We start from the raw sequence: 16,322 nt of genomic DNA on the forward strand, positions 1-16,322 counted from the left end.
AAAATATTTTCGATTATGCTCGGAATCTTTCATACTACACTAATAGTAAAGCTTTATCTCTATATGAACCTCATATTTCAAAAAAAAATTCTTCATCCGCAAAAGAAGAACCAACCCGTATTAGCGGTCGGTCCTTCTACATCACTGTGTCCTGATTATGAATACCCTTCCACCTCAGGATTAACAGTAACTCCCACTTCTTGCTTACGAATGACGATTCGTAAGCTCACTTAGTATAACATTTGCAGTTTCCTCTACAGCCCGGTTTGTTACATCGATAACATTGCAACCGATTTTCGAGACGACATTATTAAAATGCGTAATTTCAGCTTCAATCCGCTCAACTCGCGCATAATTCGCATCATCTTTTAAACCAAGTGCGATGAGACGTTCTCTGCGGATGAAGTTTAGTTTTTCCGCAGAGATAACAAGTCCGTAACATTTAGCTGGGTCAATCATAAATAGTTCTTCCGGCGGCTCGACTTCAGGTACTAGTGGAACATTCGCCACTTTAAAACGTTTATGTGCAAGGTACTGCGATAAGGGTGTTTTCGACGTTCTTGAAACACCTACTAGAACAATATCTGCTCTCAAAATACCTCGCGGATCCCTACCATCGTCATATTTAACGGCGAATTCAATTGCTTCAATTTTTTTGAAATAATCTTCATCAAGTTGCCGCACAAGTCCAGGTTCTTCTAATGGCTTTTCACCAAGTTCCATACCTATCCGTTCGATAATTGGCCCAAGGAGATCGATGCACTGAATTTCTTTAATTCGACATTCTTGCTTTAGTTTTTGACACATTGCACTTTTCACAAGCGTATAGATAATGATTGCATTTTGCTGTTTCGCTAAATAGACGATTTCATCAAGTTGCGATTCATCCTCTACATGTGAAAACCTTTTAATTAATACGGTTTCTAGCCCTTGTCTGAATTGACTTGCCGCTGCTTTTGCAACAAGGTCGGCCGTTTCACCGACTGAGTCAGAAACGATGAACAAAATTAGCTTCTTCATAGTATCCCCCTCATAATTCGTGATCATCCGCAAGTGATAGGAAGGCTGCAGTAATATTGGTTTTGGTTACCCTACCAACAACTTCAAGCCCTTCCCCATTGTCAACGACAACAGGTAGCGAATCAATTTGCTGGTCTATCATTTTCTTCGCCGCATGAAGGAGCGTATCCTGCTTATCACAATACGTAATATTTGGCATTCTCGTCATAATGACATGGACCGGAATTTTCTCCAATTCATTGTTCCCAAGACTCGTTCTTAGTAAGTCTTTCCTCGAAAGAACTCCGGTAAGAAATGAAGATTGATCGACGACGAATAATGTCCCAACATCTTCTAGGAACATTTGACAAATTGCATCATAAACCGAAATATTTTCTTCCACAACGACCGGAATTGACTGAAAATCACGCACCCTCATGCCGGTCATACTGTCAGCAACTGATTGGGCAGGTCTTTTTCCCGAATAAAAATAGCCTACTCGAGGTCTTGCATCCAAAAAGCCAGCCATTGTTAAAATAGCTAAGTCAGGACGGATTGTAGCCCTCGCTAGCTTAAGCCGCTCCGCGATCTGTTCGCCAGTAATTGGGCCATCTGCTTTAACGATTTCAAAGATTTCCGTCTGACGCTTATTCAGTTCCATATATGTCACCGCCCTAAGCGTTCAATTGTTTATCCTTGATTATTATATACGAAGACGCGAGCTATTGCGAAGAAATCGGAACCATGCTAAACTAAGTTAGAATTGAATAGGCGAAGATAGGTCTATGAGTAATGTCAAATTGAAGCGAGCGGGGATAGTGAAAGCCCGTACCGACATGAAACGGCAACCTGGAGCTAATGCACTATTAAAGAGGGCTGTTCGTCAGCCAATTAGGGTGGAACCGCGGGTAATCATGCACTCGTCCCTGGACATATGTCCAGGGATGGGTGCTTTTTAATTTGTTTCAGCATAAGCCCCCGCTGAACAAAATTAAAGCCTCCGGCGGATGTCACAGATTTTGAGGGGAATTATTTGAGCAAGCTCAATTCAAAATCTGGACGCAAATCCGCCAAGGCGTATTTGATTAATAATTGGAGGGATTTATTATGTCAATGGAACAAGTCGTTAACTTAGCAAAGCAAAGAGGTTTTGTTTTCCCAGGCTCTGATATTTACGGAGGTCTTGCAAATACGTGGGATTATGGCCCACTTGGGATTGAATTAAAAAATAATATCAAAAAAGCTTGGTGGCAGAAATTCATTCAAGAATCGCCGTATAACGTCGGTCTTGACGCGGCTATCCTCATGAACCCGAAAGTATGGGAAGCTTCAGGTCATATCGGAAACTTCAACGATCCGATGATTGACTGTAAAAAATGTAACACACGTCATCGTGCTGACAAACTAATTGAAGATGCACTTGATGCAAAAGGTATCGAAATGGTTGTCGATGGTCTATCTTTCGATAAAATGGCAGAACTTATCAACGAACATAACGTTGTCTGCCCTACTTGTAGCGCTATGGACTATACAGATATTCGTCAGTTCAACTTAATGTTTAAAACATCACAAGGTGTTACAGATTCATCAGCGAATGAAATTTTCCTTCGCCCTGAAACTGCACAAGGTATCTTCGTAAACTTCAAAAACGTACAGCGTTCGATGAGAAAGAAAATGCCATTTGGTATTGGACAAATCGGAAAAAGCTTCCGGAATGAAATTACACCTGGAAACTTCACATTCCGTACGCGTGAGTTCGAACAGATGGAACTTGAATTCTTCTGTAAGCCTGGCGAAGATATGGAATGGTATGCTTTCTGGCGTGAATTCTCAAAGCAATGGTTATTGAACCTTGGTTTGACAGAAGGCAATATGCGCTTACGTGAACACGATGAAGACGAACTTTCGCATTACTCAAAAGGAACTGTTGACATCGAGTACAAATTCCCGTTTGGTTGGGGTGAACTATGGGGCATTGCGAACCGTACTGATTTCGATTTGAAACGTCATATGGAACATTCCGGTGAGGATTTCAACTACCTAGACCCTATCACAAACGAGAAATTTGTACCTTATTGTATCGAACCTTCACTTGGTGCGGACCGTGTGACACTTGCGTTCCTATGCGATGCATTTGATGAAGAAGAGCTAGAAGGCGACGACAAACGTACTGTTCTTCGTTTCCACCCAGCGCTTGCACCGGTAAAAGCTGCGATTCTGCCATTATCGAAAAAACTCGCGGAAGGCGCAGATGAAGTCTATGCGGAACTGCGTAAACATTTCAACGTACAATACGATGATGCACAATCAATCGGTAGACGCTACCGTCGTCAAGATGAAATTGGAACACCATTCTGTATTACGTATGATTTTGATTCCGAAGAAGATCGTCAAGTGACAGTTCGTCACCGCGATTCAATGGAACAAACACGTATGCCTATTTCAGAAGTGAAAGATTATATTGCAAAACAGCTTGAATTTTAATCTATCCTAACGTGAAAAAATTCAGATGAAAGACTAAACCACCTGCCACCAATGAATTTGGTGGCAAGTGGTTTTATTTTATTCAAATTCGTATTTCTAAGGGAATAATTATATCTATTTTACCACTTTGATACTATAAAAAATAACAGGTACAAATGTCAATTTGACCAATAAGGGGGACGTTGAAATGAAAAAAAATTTGATCACTCTCCAATTTTCCATCCATCCGATGACTAACAACTTTATCGAAATCATAAAAGGTGCACTCCAAGGAGTCAACACTTCAAATGTGACAATGTCTACAGACGACGTAGCTTCAACTATGATTGGCGAGCAGGAAGCTGTCTTTGACGCTGTGAAAGCGATGATAATTCACGCCTCAAAAAGTGGGACTCATATAGCATTCAATGGTACGTTTTCCTCGGGATGTCCTTCGGTAGTTCATGAATTCCATGAACCTTCCGAACAAAAATTCCGTATTAATCAAGAATCATACGCTCCATTTCAACAATATGTTTCCGCTAAGTTCAATTTATATCCTTTGGGTCAACCTGATTATATGGATAGTATAGGCTCCGAAATTAGCCGGTTGAAAAACAGTGATTTGTACAATGCGACTTCAAAAAATGGTAGTGGTTTACACGGCGATGTTCACCCAGTATTTTTATTCTTAGAGGATAGTTTTTCAAGTGTTCAGTCACATGTAATCATGACCGTGAATATGAGTGTGAATAGTCCCTCGCATAAGAACGTTTAATTTTAGGTGACAATCGGCCATACATCGAATTTCGATTGACTGATGCACAATGATGAGGACCGTATTTTGGATTAAAAGCAAAGCGTTCTCTAGCGGTGCAATCGGCACTGATCAAATCCAGGCAATCATTGAGAAAGAATTACTAAAACATGCCAACTGACATCATTCAAAAACCCCTTGTCTCTTATTGAACAAGGGGTTACATTTTCATTACCATTAAGAACCGATTTCACGATCTAATTGTTTCAAAAAACCTTCCATATAGTCATGTCGTTGCTCCGCGAGCCGCTTCCCTTCTTCTGTCACCATCAACTCTTTTAACAGCAACAACTTTTCATAGAAATGTGTAACTGATGCCGTTTCCTTGCTACGGTATTCTGTTTCAGACATATTAACACGAACCATCTCGTCTGTATCGTATAGCTTCCTTCCCCTTGCACCGCCGAACGCAAATGTGCGTGCAATCCCAATAGCACCGATTGCATCAAGCCGGTCTGCATCGCGCACAATGGCTCCATCGATGGACGTGATGTCCTTCGCATTACCACCACTGAATGACACGCTTTCAATACACGCTACTACTTTCTTAGTTAATTCATCTTCGAGACCAATTTCCTGTAAAATGTCTAGGATGGATGGGTTGTCATCTGATTTATATTTAGCATCTTCGATATCATGCAACAAAACAGCAAGACGGACAACTTCCTCATTCGCTGAAGGCTCCCGAACCAAGATTTCTTCCGCATTTTTCATTACGCGTTGGATATGAGCGAAATCATGACTTGCATCGAACTTATTGTAAATTCCAATGACTATCTGCATGCATTTTTCAATCGTTTTTATCATATAATCACTCCTATAAAAAGATTTTTTATGTGAAAATGCGTCTGAATATTTAGGCATATCGTTGACGCACAATGTCGATTCATGTATAGTTGATGCATCCATGTATCTAATGGATGGGACATCGAATCGCCGAGGAGGAATATACATGTACCAGGGAAAAGTCAAATGGTTCAGTAATGATAAAGGCTATGGTTTCATCGAAGCGGATGACGGGGAAGATGTGTTTGTCCACTTTACCGGTATTCTATCTGAAGGCTTTAAAACGCTTGATGAAGGACAATCCGTATCCTTCGAAATCATCGAAGGGAATCGCGGTCCTCAGGCAGCGAATGTCTTAAAACTTGGAGATGAATGATCGAACACAAAATCCCGCTGATGCAATTTCCAGCGGGATATTATTTTGTGTTTTTATTCATTTCCTGGCCTAGAAACCGAAGCTGCTCTCCGATTGTACACACGGTAATACAAAACTTATGTGATCCCGACTTCCCTTTGTCTTTTGACAGCTGTGTTTTCAGGAAGCAGCCATCGCAATAGGCATCTAGAATTCCATCTATTTCATTCATAATAATTGTTTTATTCATAATGACTACCCCCAAAAGACACGATTCATATATTCTAATACTATTTGAACACTGGTGCAACAATCCAATTAAATCGAGGTGCTAAATCAAATGATTGAGTTGTACGTAGACGGCGCAAGTGCAGGAAATCCCGGGAAAAGTGGTATTGGAATTTTCATAAAAGGTGAGGGCCATGCAATAAAGTTATCCGAAAAAATCGAACCTACGGATAATCATTCTGCCGAATTCCAAGCACTGTTACGCGGCTTGGAAGAAACATCCAAACTGACGACTGGCATGGTATCAGCTCGTTCTGATTCCCAAATCGTTGTCATGGCCGTGGAAAAGAAATTCGTGAAAAATGAAGCATATAAAGAATACTTGAAAAAAATACTTGAGTTTGCAGACACGTTTGACTTTTTTTTCATCAAATGGATTCCCGATGTAGATAACCGCGCTGCAGACGCACTTGCACGAGAAGCAATTCATAAAAAAGACTGAACAGTTATCTGTTCAGTCTTTTTTGTTAGGCTTTCATAAAAGTAACCGTATTCTCCGATACATTATACAGCGCCCATTCTCGATCAATGACGACTGCCCCTACATTCACGAGGACCTTGTCACCACTTACATCATATGGAATTCCAAATTCAATTGCTTCATTCACACCATTTCGGGATAATTTGGACGTATGACTATGCCCATAAAACACGGGAGATTCATCCACTTCCGCTTGAATAAGCACCCACGGTTCACCGCCCCATTTCCACTGATGACCATGGATTATTTTAGCCGTCGCAATGTCCAGCATTTCCGGCATAGTGCCCAGTTTTTCTCGAAGCGGATCGTCTGTTTCTGTAATCATCATTATTCGGTCTTCCTGATTGCCGCTAACCGACAAGAATGTTAATAGCTCGGTAAACCCTTCTGGAATGATCATAACGTCTTTAAGTTTCGTAAACTTCTGATCAGTAATATTCTTTTTACTAATTATGCATTCAAACAGATCGCCCGTCCCGACACGGACTGCTTCCGGATACTTCTCCGAAATATCCATGAGTACTTTTTCTAAATCCTCTTTAGAGGAATGTATGTCACCAAGAAGTGCATAATGCATTTATAAGCCTCCTGAAAGTCAATCTTTTTCGACTTTGACCCCTTGTTGTGATATCCAGTCGCTATAGCTTCCGACATACAGACGGGCCTTCTCATAGCCATTGTGTTTGAGTAAAGCATATAATGGGGCTGCTGTTACACCGCTACCACAATAAACCGTTACTTCTTCTGCCGGTTCCACCACAGTATGCAATTGCTCTCTTACAGCACCATCCAAATTGAAGGCGCCTCCTTTTTTTAATTGCTCCCAGTCAAAGTTTAGCGCTCCTGGAATCCGTCCAGCGATCGGGTCGATTGGTTCCTTCTCCCCCCGGTATCTCTCTGCTGAGCGGGCATCTAGCAGGACACTCGCTGTTTTTCCAGCCACTATTTCTTCAACGTGCTCTCTAGGGGCATAGATTGTTTCATCCCACTGAGGAGTAACTGAAGTCCTCAGTGGCTCCGGTGGACGATTATCTAAAGGTAAACTCGCTTCTTTCATTGCCTGGAATCCTTCAAGTGCGATATATGAATTGTTAAATCCAGCATATTGCAATAGCCACCAAGCACGAGTTGCAAAAGGGCTTCCACCGTCATCATAAACGATGATTTGGTCGTCAATTGAAAGTCCACTCGTTCTGAAGAGCTCGGTCAAAGTCGCCTTCCCTGGCATCGGATGTCTTCCTTCCGATTTCGTCATGTCGGACAAATCATGTTCGAGATCCCAGTAAACTGCCCCTGTTACATGGCTTTTTGTGTATTTCTGCTTGCCTTCATCCGCATCTTGCAATGAAAAACGTGTATCTACCCATTTGAATTTAGCATGATCAATATCTTTTATCGAAACAAAAACGGTAGCCAATCAAACCCACTCCTCAGTTTGTAGTTTCTCATATACTGTACGCCATTCGCTTAGTTGTTCCGTTCCTTGAAGAAGTGTTCGCTCAGAGGCAATCTGATTCAAACTCTCTTTCAACAAGTGCTGTCTAAGCCCTTCCGCTTCACTGTCAATCCAACGGTCTGCCCATTTTTCAAGCAGTTCTTTTTCAAGCCCAAGATAGATTGATGCATCTGTCTTCAATAATTCTTCCAGTCGTACTTTCAAGATATCGCGCTCTCCCTTTTCGAAGAATGCTTTCTGATTTTTGAACAATCGGTTGACACTTCTATATTTATTAGAATCAGTGTATGGAGCTCCGAAAGACAACATATCAGCATCTTGTGGTTCATACGGTGAAGGTGCTATGGAGTTATCTTTTTCATATAACCCCGAAATTTCTAAACGCTGCCGATTTGTCAACTGCTTTTTCATGAAGTTTAGCATCCGTAAATTTGTCACCTTAAGCTCTTGTGTCAAATCAAATCCAATCATCTGCACGGTTTCAGCGAGTGCACCATTCAATGCCCGGTCTGCTGAATTGTTAACGAAAACAGATGGACTGTATGCCTCTTTGAAGAAATCACCAAAACGTAAAAATACACGTTGTAAAATGTAATAGACAAGTTCGCTTAGTTCATCATGAGTCGCTTTTGTTAGCACTTGTGTAAACTTATGTGCGAAATGTTGACGCACTTCTCCTTCAAGTTTGTTCAATTCGTCCAATCTTTCTGCCTTACGAGTTCGATTCGTTTCTGTCCGGCTAATAAGTGACGAGAGTCGTTCAATCGTTTTTAACGCCTCTTCTTCGAGTGCCTGAACAGCAAGTCCTTTTAGATCGTATTCAAGGAAATGATGGAATTCTTCTTCAAAAGGCGCCATAAATGGATCCATCCGATTCTCCACTTTCGCCTCGAGTGCCTGCAAACTTGAAATGCCATGAACTCTAGGATTACGGATACCAAACTTCCGTAGTTCATCCCCTACGAACGTTTTAACTGCTTCCGCCTCTTCCGCGTCAGATGCAAGGTCAATTGCATTGACAACAAAAAACATCTTATCAAGCTCGAAAGCATCCTTCACTCGACCAAGCTGGACTAGGAACTCCCTGTCTGCCCTCGCAAATGCATGATTATAATACGTGATGAAAAGAATCGCATCCGCATTTCGGATATATTCAAATGCAACATCGGTATGACGCGCATTAATGGAGTCGGCCCCTGGTGTGTCAACGAGGGTGATTCCTTTCCTAGTCAATTCACAATCATAGTAGAAGTCGATTGATTCGACGAAACAGCTTCGGTCTTCTTCAGCAACAAATTTAACGAATTCTTCCTGCCCGACCTTAATAATTGTGCCCAGTGCTTCATGATAAAGAGGATACCCTCTCTTGAATGCGGCAATAAATGCTTTATGGATATGGAGACTCTCATCCGTCAATTCTGTATTTAGTGCATCATCTGCTTTTTGAAAAGCATCAGTCAACGATGTTGCGCCAACACCAAGTGCTTCAAAAGAGCGGAAAACATCTTCTGTCATCCGGTCTGTTGTTTTCAATAAAATATCGGCCGTTTTATCTTCTTTTCCCACTGAAATCGGACGTATTCGATTGATGGCTGCAGTAGTTGGATTTGGAGAAACCGGTAAGACATTTTCACCAATTAATGCATTGGAAAAAGATGATTTCCCTGCACTAAACGCACCGAATAGTGCAACAGTGAATTCTTGCCCATCTAGTCGGTCAGCTTTTTTTCGAAGGTAGTCTGCTGTTTCCATAAAACCAGGAATCGCTTCAACCGAATTCGCGATACGAATAGCGTGCTTAACCACTGAATCTGAATCCAAAGTAGCTACTTCTCGCTGAACTTGCTCGACTTCTGCCGTGTGGTCAGAGGTATTCTCTAGGATAAGTACTTCTTCCGCTTCGTTGTATTCGACTAATTGTAGCGTTTTCTGTACTTTCCACTGTTGAAGAAGTGCATTGACTTCCGCAGTCGAGCCTATAATTTCATGTTCGAGATTTGCCAATTGAGCTTCCACTTCACTTACCTGTTGGATTGCATGTAACTTCTCATCCAATCGGTACACTCTTTGTTCAAGAATACCAGCGTTGTCATTCCCCGCTACTAATGCAATTTCGGACATTGCGTGTTTCCAATCCTCGGTCATTCGTCTAAATGTGGCTTGAATCGTTGTTCTCATGCGTTCAGAATAGTTGAGGACGGTGTCGCCAGTTATGGTATCAGATACATTAAACTCTTTTTCTATATCAGAAAATGGGATCGTTAAGTTGATTTCGTCAATCACTAGTGATTGCTCATCCGTTAAAATCCCCGCTTCTTTCAACGATTTTTTCATAAGCGTCTTTAGATGGACTTCAATTTGGGCATGAACAAGTTTGCCCATATTGTCAGCAAGTGCATCTTTCCTTCGTGCCTTTTCTTCCGCCGTCTTTTTCGCACCGAACAAAATACCAACTTTAAATCTAGACGACAGCGATTCCAAATAGTTTTTCAGCAGTTCACGTGTTTCATATGGTGTAATTGCCGCCCCTTGCAATAGGTCATTTCGTTCTTTTTCAAATGTTAAAGAAAATGCATCACCCGAGAGAAGCTTCAGCATTTTTTTAGATTCTAAAGCCTCTTCTTGAAGCTCAACTAGCTTTGTCCATTCATCTTCTAAAACAATCTCGGAGAATGTGTTTTTTCGTTCCACGATTTCATCAGACAAGAATTGGCTATGCTCATCCTTCAGTTTTACTAACGTCATCTCAGCATTGTCGACGAATCGTTCTTGCCAGTTTTCCATCGACCCATCAACAATCGCTTTCACGGCACTAAAATCATTATGCGGGTGCGTTAAATCTTTCAATGAGGTATAAAAAATCCCTTTCGGTACGACACCCCACATTTTAAATGAATCCTCAACCGATTTTTTGAACTCCACAAATGGTAACTCACTGTCACGGTGTTTATCAATTTGGTTGACAATCAAATAAACGTTATCGTTGTAACGCATCAATTCTTTCGTGAAACGGAAATTCAATTCCGATTGCACATGATTGTAATCCATCGTGTAGAAGACGAGATCCGCGAGATGCAGTGCGGATTCTGTCGAAAGACGATGTGCATCATCCGTTGAGTCCACACCGGGTGTATCCATAACAGTAATTCCTTCTGGTAAATTCGATTCCGTATGACCAATTTCAACGAGTGAAACGGCCGCACCATCCTTACTAAACGACTTAACGGCAGCCGGAAATCCGTGCCCGCCGTATTTCACTGCGGTACCGTCCGTATGATGGATAATAGCAAAATCCGTTTCAGTTTTCCGCACTTTCACAATGTTAGCACTTGTCGGAATCGGGCTTGACGGCAGTAAGTCTTGGCCTGTTAGCGCATTGATCATCGACGATTTACCTGCGGAAAAATGACCGGAAAATCCAATCGTATATTCTTTATCTATGAGTTTTTTGGCGAATAACGCCGTTTTCTTAAAGCGGTCTTCATCATCATTTTTTTGGAAAAGTAGGCCGTATGTCGCGGCTTGTTGTAATAAGTTATCTAATTCTGGCATTTATCTTTCGATCCCTTCGTCAATTGCTCTTTTTATCATACCATTTATCGGCGTTCGAATTATCAACAAATTTTTCTGTGCATATTTTGTCGTTTTTTGTTTATTCTACCTTTCGTCATGATATAATCGACCTATCGTTATATTTCAGAAAGGCGGAAGCTAAAATGAGCACTTCGAAGAATGTACAAATGATTTTAAATGGGACAATCTCTTCACTATCAACTGTTATTCCGGTCAAATTGGATGTCCTTGCTCCGTCGATTACAGTTCAACCGTATGAACAAAAAGAGATAAGCGTCTTAATTGGACTTGTCGGAGGCATAAAAGGAAGGCTTATCATTGATGCATCTTTAGACGCCATTAATACGATTGGACAAGCAATGTTTGGCATGTCAATCGAAGGTGAAATGATTGAATCATTCACAGGCGAGCTTGGCAATATGGTTGCTGGAAACTTATGTACAATACTCGAAAAAGACGGCCTCATCCTTGATATTTCCCCCCCTACCGTGATGACGGGAACAACGAAATTTTATGGTTTCAAACAGGCATTTAAATTGCCAGTCAAGATCGACGGCGGCGGAATGTTGACCGTCCTGTTAACAATTGATGAAAATTAAAGTTCACTAAAAACAGTCCCTTCCCTGGATTATTTCGGGTTCACGGGACTGTTTTTTACTTTTTTATAAGTTATATAACTTCGTGTATTTTTCAGATAAGTAATCTGCTAAATATTTGGCGTTCAATCCTTCACCTGTCGTATCTTTAATAATTTCAAGTGGCTGTTTCATCTTGCCGTATTTGTGAACATGTTCAGTTAACCAGTCAAGAATCGGGCCAAAATCACCATTTCCACAAAGTTCATCAAAATTAGGTAGGTCTTTTAACATTGCCACTTTCAATTGAGCTGCGTACATATAGCCAAGTGCATATGACGGGAAATAACCGAAGGATCCGCCAGCCCAGTGAACGTCTTGTAAAATACCTTCACCGTTATTTTTTGGACGGATACCCAGGTATTCCTCATATTTATCATTCCAAATTTCAGGAAGGTCTACCACTTCATAATCGCCGTTAAAAATCCCTTTTTCAATTTCATAACGAATCATAATGTGAAGTGGGTACGTCAGTTCATCTGCTTCAATCCGAATAAGCGATGGTTTTGACACATTGATTGCACGAAGGAAATCTTCGAGCGCTACGCCTTCAAACTGTTCAGGTGATTGGCTCTTTAATAAATCAAAATTATACGTCCAAAAGTTTTCATTATGTCCGACAAACTGTTCATAGAATAATGACTGCGATTCATGAATCCCCATCGAAGTACCATCTGCAACTGGTAATCCTTCAAGTTCTAAATCAATATTTTGTTCGTAAAGTGCATGTCCACATTCATGAATTGTTCCAAAAACGGCGGAACGGAAATCATTTTCATCGTACTTCGTCGTAATTCGGACATCCCCTATATTGATGCCTGTGGCAAATGGATGAACGGTTTCATCCAATCGACCTGCATCGAAGTCATAACCAAGTTGCTTCAATATCTCATGACTGAATGCTTTCTGATTTTCTTTCGGAAATTTTTTGAATAAAAATGAAGTATCGGGTTGGTTACCTGATTCTGAAATTTTCTTCACAAGTGGCACGATTGTCTCTTTCAATTGGCCGAAAACTTCATCGATGATGTCTGTTGTCATCCCCGGTTCATATTGATCGAGCAATGTATTGTACGGATTGCCATCTTTTTCTCCCCAATAGCCAATGAACTTTTTAGTCGTTGCCACGATTTTCTCAAGATATGGAAGGAACATGTCAAAATCAGCTTTCTCTTTCGCTTCTTCCCATGCTGATTCTGATTGAGAAGTCAGAACGACAAATTCACGGTACTCCTCCGCCGGAATTTTTTTGCTTAAGTCATATTCTTTTTTTACTTCTTCAACTGTTTTCAACAAAATTGGGTTAAGTGTGTCTTTCCTATTGCCTAGTTCCTCGAGATAGCCACCCATTTCCTCTGAGACACTCATTTTAAATAGTTCAGTCGACAATGTACCGACCGCTTCCGATCTTGCCGGAATGCCTTTTTTCGGTGCGCCCGTACGCATATCCCAATACATGATTGAAACGGCTTCTGAGTATGCACTCATTTTCTTTAGCAAAGCTACGAAATTCTCTTCTGTAGACATATCCATTCCCCCTTACTTACTATACTGGTCTTTATTTTAACATAATTCGGGCAACTCATATAGTCTCCTAGTAGGAGATCAGTTTTATTTCAGTAATTAAACTATGCTGAAATAAAACAATTAGCTAATGTCATGTCTGCTGATTAACCATTTTCTTGCATAAAAAGCAGGTAAGAAAGGCTTGAAAAACGCCATTTTAACTTGATCATTTCCGGTCCGCTTTCAGCGAAATAGTCATGACAACTTTACCGAGGGGCGAGTGCGGCTACAACGTTTAAGTGAAAAATACAGCTACTTTTGAAAAAAAGAGTAGATGACTCTTTATAAAGGTTGTAAGTGCCCGAAGATACAATTTCGGGCACTCTAGTACTTTGTACAAGGTGTTCCTTGCTTACTTTTAGTAAAGATTACGCGTATTATCATGCGATGTACTATAAGAAAGTGACTCTTCCTTAACTAAAAAAGACAAGACTATGGAGAAGACTTCAGCCGCCAAAATTGTATCTTTGGCGGCTATTATCCAAATAAAAAGTTCCGCTATTCTTTCGTTCCGAAAAGTTTAAGCACTTTGCGTACGTATACATTTGGAGAGCGACGGATGAATAAGCACCATACGATTATCGAAAAAGATGTTTAGGGATGCGATGAAGTCACATCCCTAAACATCAAGAAATCTCGATAATCGTAGAGAGGCCGTTCAATCCAAAGCGATCCAAATATAATGTACATGAAGCGTCTGCTGTTTGATTAAGTTATTTACGGGTTGTTTTTGGTTAATCAACACATGTGAGTTAATGTAGAACCCCAAATTATATGTGCATGACTGAATCTTTTTTATAGGACCTATTCAGACCCTTAATAAGTGTTTTTTATTTATTGTCCTTCACAACATTTATACATTTCTTGTATAAACAGCACGAGCTGGACAGTCCTAAATAATAGCGTTTCCCTCAGAAATACAAAAAGGCCTCCCAATATTACTAGGAGAGCCTTACAAATTATAATTAAACTGTCATTTTCATTTTAACAGGGAAAATACTTTCAATTTCAGCTTTCATTTCCTGTTCTTTACCTTCTAGTAAAAGATGTACTGTTCCAGAATCGGCTGACGTCCGTATGAGTCGTCCTGCACCTTGGCGTAGCCTTAGTAGCATGAATGGTAAGTCTACTTCACGGAAAGGATCCTTAGCGTGCTGACGTCTCGCGTCGAACAACGGGTCCGATGGTGGTAATGGCAAATCGTAAATAATGACGCGTGTCAATGCATCTTGGGGAATGTCGAGCCCTTCCCATAAGTGATAAGAGCATAAAACAGGTACTTTCTTCTGTTGGAAGTCACGCACGATAGAAGACAATTCTCGTTCACCTTCGAAAGCGATACGGTCTTGCCACTCGCTAGGAACGCGCTCTTTGAAATGGTTCATCGCTCGTTCTGACTTGAAGAGAATCAGTGTTTGCTCTCCATCTTCTAAAAGTTCAAGCGCTCGCTTCGCTTTGCCACCGGCTTCTACATCCGTCGCAAATACTTCCATCACTTCATCATAATCAAACGGAGATTCCACTGAGAATGACAAGTAATCTTGGATACCAAGACCATCTGCCAAATAAGTAAACGTTTCACCGACTGATAATGTAGCGGATGAAAAGACGATTGGCGTGTTGGATGAAAACAGTTTCTCTCTTAAAATGTCCGTCACTAGACGTGGCATGATAACCAGTGTGGATTCGCCTTCGCGACCTTCAAGCCAGTCGACTGCATCATTTTGAGAGGTGAAGAGGTCCATTGAGTAAATGTATTGATCCAGATATTCCTCGACCATTCTCAAATCATATGCCGGAATGATATAGAGTTCACCTTCAAAAACAAATTCTTCAAGAAGCGCATTCGAGATTTTCACAACCTCTTTTCCAATTGCCAGAAGTTCAGGTGTTTTCTCAATCGCTTTCCGTTCATTCTCCGTTGTATCCGCAAGCGCATCGAGTAATTTAAAAAATGCTTCATGCGAATCAATTAGGCGCTCCATCAGTTGAAGTGTCGACTCTCTAATTCCATCGACCATAATTCGTTCAAGCAGATTTAGCAATGTACTATTTTGTACCTCATACGTCAAAGCACGCTGAGCCGAATACTCAAGAAGATGGCCTTCGTCGAAGACAATCATTGACGGTTCTGGTAATAATGGTAATTGTCCCTGTCTTTTACGGGATTCTTTTGTCCAAATATGCTCCATATAAAAATCGTGAGAACAAATAACGAGTTCGACCGATTCGCGATAATGATTTCGGTGAATTGTCTGACCACATCGATTACGAACATCACACGCAGCACATTGCTGGATGGGATGGAAGTTCACTGTTTTCCACTCTTCATCACTTAAATTTGGATAATCCGAACGTTCTCCGTAAGGAAAAATCGATTGCAATGAACCGGAACCGTAAACGAATTCAGGTAGTTCATCTGCCACAACATCAACATAGTCTTCGTCAATCGTATTACCCGCCTCTTCCAATCGTTTCAAGCATAAATATTGGTCACGTGATTTAGCAAGTCGAACATCGATATCAAGGCCGAGCGCTTCACTAATTTTCCGGATATCACCGTCTTCTTTTACAAGCTGGTCAATCAGTGTCTCATCCGCACATGAAATGAGAGCCGGTTTGCCAGTATAGCGAGCATAAGCGATTGCAGGAAGTAGATAAGCAATTGTTTTACCTGTCCCTACACCCGCTTCCGCAAAAAGAACTTTCTTTTCTTTCAGTGCTTGTTCAATTTGGAACGCCATATAGATTTGCTCATCACGGCATTCAAATCCTTTTTCAGTCAGTTCATCGTATAACGTATCCCCTATCCAGTCGTTCAGTGACTCATAGAACGATTTATCTTTTGATAACGGGAATGGCATCTTGCTCTTCATCGTTTACCCCTTCCTTATTACATGCAA

General features: G+C 41.0%; 14 protein-coding genes. 5 read left to right on the top strand and 9 right to left on the bottom strand.

Going from position 1 to position 16,322, the window contains the following annotated elements; translation table 11 throughout:
* Nucleotides 1–204: 204 nt before the first annotated feature.
* Nucleotides 205–1,020 (bottom strand): pyruvate, water dikinase regulatory protein, encoded by an 816-nt coding sequence (locus MKX62_RS21045; protein ID WP_067210252.1) that lies wholly within the window; start codon nt 1,018–1,020, stop codon nt 205–207.
* A gap of 10 nt (nt 1,021–1,030) precedes the next feature.
* Complete coding sequence (locus MKX62_RS21050; RefSeq protein ID WP_082786604.1) at nt 1,031–1,660, bottom strand: helix-turn-helix transcriptional regulator; 630 nt, start codon at nt 1,658–1,660, stop codon at nt 1,031–1,033.
* A 443-nt stretch (nt 1,661–2,103) separates the two neighbouring features.
* Between MKX62_RS21050 and MKX62_RS21055 the strand changes: the two genes are divergently transcribed.
* Both MKX62_RS21055 and MKX62_RS21060 read left to right on the top strand, forming a co-directional pair.
* Nucleotides 2,104–3,483 (top strand): glycine--tRNA ligase, encoded by a 1,380-nt coding sequence (locus MKX62_RS21055; protein WP_187047908.1) that lies wholly within the window; start codon nt 2,104–2,106, stop codon nt 3,481–3,483.
* 187 nt (nt 3,484–3,670) lie between these two features.
* Nucleotides 3,671–4,240, top strand: coding sequence for a YkoF family thiamine/hydroxymethylpyrimidine-binding protein (locus MKX62_RS21060; RefSeq protein WP_067210260.1), 570 nt, complete (start codon nt 3,671–3,673; stop codon nt 4,238–4,240).
* 216 nt (nt 4,241–4,456) lie between these two features.
* Here the strand turns inward: MKX62_RS21060 and MKX62_RS21065 are convergent, their stop codons facing one another.
* Complete coding sequence (locus MKX62_RS21065) at nt 4,457–5,086, bottom strand: HD domain-containing protein (RefSeq protein WP_067210263.1); 630 nt, start codon at nt 5,084–5,086, stop codon at nt 4,457–4,459.
* Nucleotides 5,087–5,231: 145 nt separating this feature from the next.
* Here MKX62_RS21065 and MKX62_RS21070 point away from each other — a divergent pair, with 145 nt between their 5' ends.
* Nucleotides 5,232–5,441: a cold-shock protein gene (locus MKX62_RS21070; RefSeq protein ID WP_067210265.1), complete on the top strand. Its 210-nt coding sequence runs from the start codon at nt 5,232–5,234 to the stop codon at nt 5,439–5,441.
* 40 nt (nt 5,442–5,481) lie between these two features.
* Here MKX62_RS21070 and MKX62_RS21075 read toward each other — a convergent pair whose 3' ends face one another.
* Nucleotides 5,482–5,670 (bottom strand): zinc-finger domain-containing protein, encoded by a 189-nt coding sequence (locus tag MKX62_RS21075; protein WP_067210267.1) that lies wholly within the window; start codon nt 5,668–5,670, stop codon nt 5,482–5,484.
* A 90-nt stretch (nt 5,671–5,760) separates the two neighbouring features.
* Between MKX62_RS21075 and MKX62_RS21080 the strand changes: the two genes are divergently transcribed.
* The gene (locus MKX62_RS21080) at nt 5,761–6,150 is read left to right on the top strand and encodes a ribonuclease HI family protein (protein ID WP_067210269.1); all 390 of its coding nucleotides are present in this window, start codon (nt 5,761–5,763) and stop codon (nt 6,148–6,150) included.
* A 25-nt stretch (nt 6,151–6,175) separates the two neighbouring features.
* Here MKX62_RS21080 and MKX62_RS21085 read toward each other — a convergent pair whose 3' ends face one another.
* Genes MKX62_RS21085 through MKX62_RS21095 form a run of 3 tightly spaced genes read right to left on the bottom strand, consistent with a single transcriptional unit; the run spans nt 6,176 to nt 11,197 of the window.
* A complete protein-coding gene (locus MKX62_RS21085; RefSeq protein WP_340742245.1) occupies nt 6,176–6,766 on the bottom strand; it encodes a metallophosphoesterase family protein in 591 nt (196 codons plus the stop codon).
* Between the two features lie 18 nt (nt 6,767–6,784).
* Entirely contained in the window at nt 6,785–7,606 is an 822-nt protein-coding gene (locus MKX62_RS21090) for a sulfurtransferase (protein ID WP_340742246.1), read from the bottom strand.
* The gene (locus MKX62_RS21095) at nt 7,607–11,197 is read right to left on the bottom strand and encodes a dynamin family protein (RefSeq protein ID WP_340742247.1); all 3,591 of its coding nucleotides are present in this window, start codon (nt 11,195–11,197) and stop codon (nt 7,607–7,609) included.
* A 164-nt stretch (nt 11,198–11,361) separates the two neighbouring features.
* Here MKX62_RS21095 and MKX62_RS21100 point away from each other — a divergent pair, with 164 nt between their 5' ends.
* Entirely contained in the window at nt 11,362–11,817 is a 456-nt protein-coding gene (locus tag MKX62_RS21100; RefSeq protein ID WP_067210278.1) for a chemotaxis protein CheX, read from the top strand.
* Nucleotides 11,818–11,880: 63 nt separating this feature from the next.
* Here MKX62_RS21100 and MKX62_RS21105 read toward each other — a convergent pair whose 3' ends face one another.
* The gene (locus MKX62_RS21105; protein ID WP_338656396.1) at nt 11,881–13,380 is read right to left on the bottom strand and encodes a carboxypeptidase M32; all 1,500 of its coding nucleotides are present in this window, start codon (nt 13,378–13,380) and stop codon (nt 11,881–11,883) included.
* A gap of 1,004 nt (nt 13,381–14,384) precedes the next feature.
* Nucleotides 14,385–16,295 (bottom strand): ATP-dependent DNA helicase, encoded by a 1,911-nt coding sequence (locus MKX62_RS21110; protein ID WP_067210284.1) that lies wholly within the window; start codon nt 16,293–16,295, stop codon nt 14,385–14,387.
* Nucleotides 16,296–16,322 lie beyond the last annotated feature (27 nt).

Origin of the sequence: Sporosarcina sp. FSL K6-5500 (genome assembly GCF_038005665.1) — a bacterium.
GTDB classification, from domain to species: domain Bacteria; phylum Bacillota; class Bacilli; order Bacillales_A; family Planococcaceae; genus Sporosarcina; species Sporosarcina psychrophila.

Bases quoted from the DNA above. Each gene is read 5' to 3' on its own strand.
- MKX62_RS21045 (WP_067210252.1), bottom strand. From the start codon at position 1,020: ATGAAGAAGCTAATTTTGTTCATCGTTTCTGACTCAGTCGGTGAAACG.
- MKX62_RS21050 (WP_082786604.1), bottom strand. From the start codon at position 1,660: ATGGAACTGAATAAGCGTCAGACGGAAATCTTTGAAATCGTTAAAGCA.
- MKX62_RS21060 (WP_067210260.1), top strand. From the start codon at position 3,671: ATGAAAAAAAATTTGATCACTCTCCAATTTTCCATCCATCCGATGACT.
- MKX62_RS21065 (WP_067210263.1), bottom strand. From the start codon at position 5,086: ATGATAAAAACGATTGAAAAATGCATGCAGATAGTCATTGGAATTTAC.
- MKX62_RS21070 (WP_067210265.1), top strand. From the start codon at position 5,232: ATGTACCAGGGAAAAGTCAAATGGTTCAGTAATGATAAAGGCTATGGT.
- MKX62_RS21075 (WP_067210267.1), bottom strand. From the start codon at position 5,670: ATGAATAAAACAATTATTATGAATGAAATAGATGGAATTCTAGATGCC.
- MKX62_RS21080 (WP_067210269.1), top strand. From the start codon at position 5,761: ATGATTGAGTTGTACGTAGACGGCGCAAGTGCAGGAAATCCCGGGAAA.
- MKX62_RS21085 (WP_340742245.1), bottom strand. From the start codon at position 6,766: ATGCATTATGCACTTCTTGGTGACATACATTCCTCTAAAGAGGATTTA.
- MKX62_RS21095 (WP_340742247.1), bottom strand. From the start codon at position 11,197: ATGCCAGAATTAGATAACTTATTACAACAAGCCGCGACATACGGCCTA.
- MKX62_RS21100 (WP_067210278.1), top strand. From the start codon at position 11,362: ATGAGCACTTCGAAGAATGTACAAATGATTTTAAATGGGACAATCTCT.
- MKX62_RS21105 (WP_338656396.1), bottom strand. From the start codon at position 13,380: ATGTCTACAGAAGAGAATTTCGTAGCTTTGCTAAAGAAAATGAGTGCA.
- MKX62_RS21110 (WP_067210284.1), bottom strand. From the start codon at position 16,295: ATGAAGAGCAAGATGCCATTCCCGTTATCAAAAGATAAATCGTTCTAT.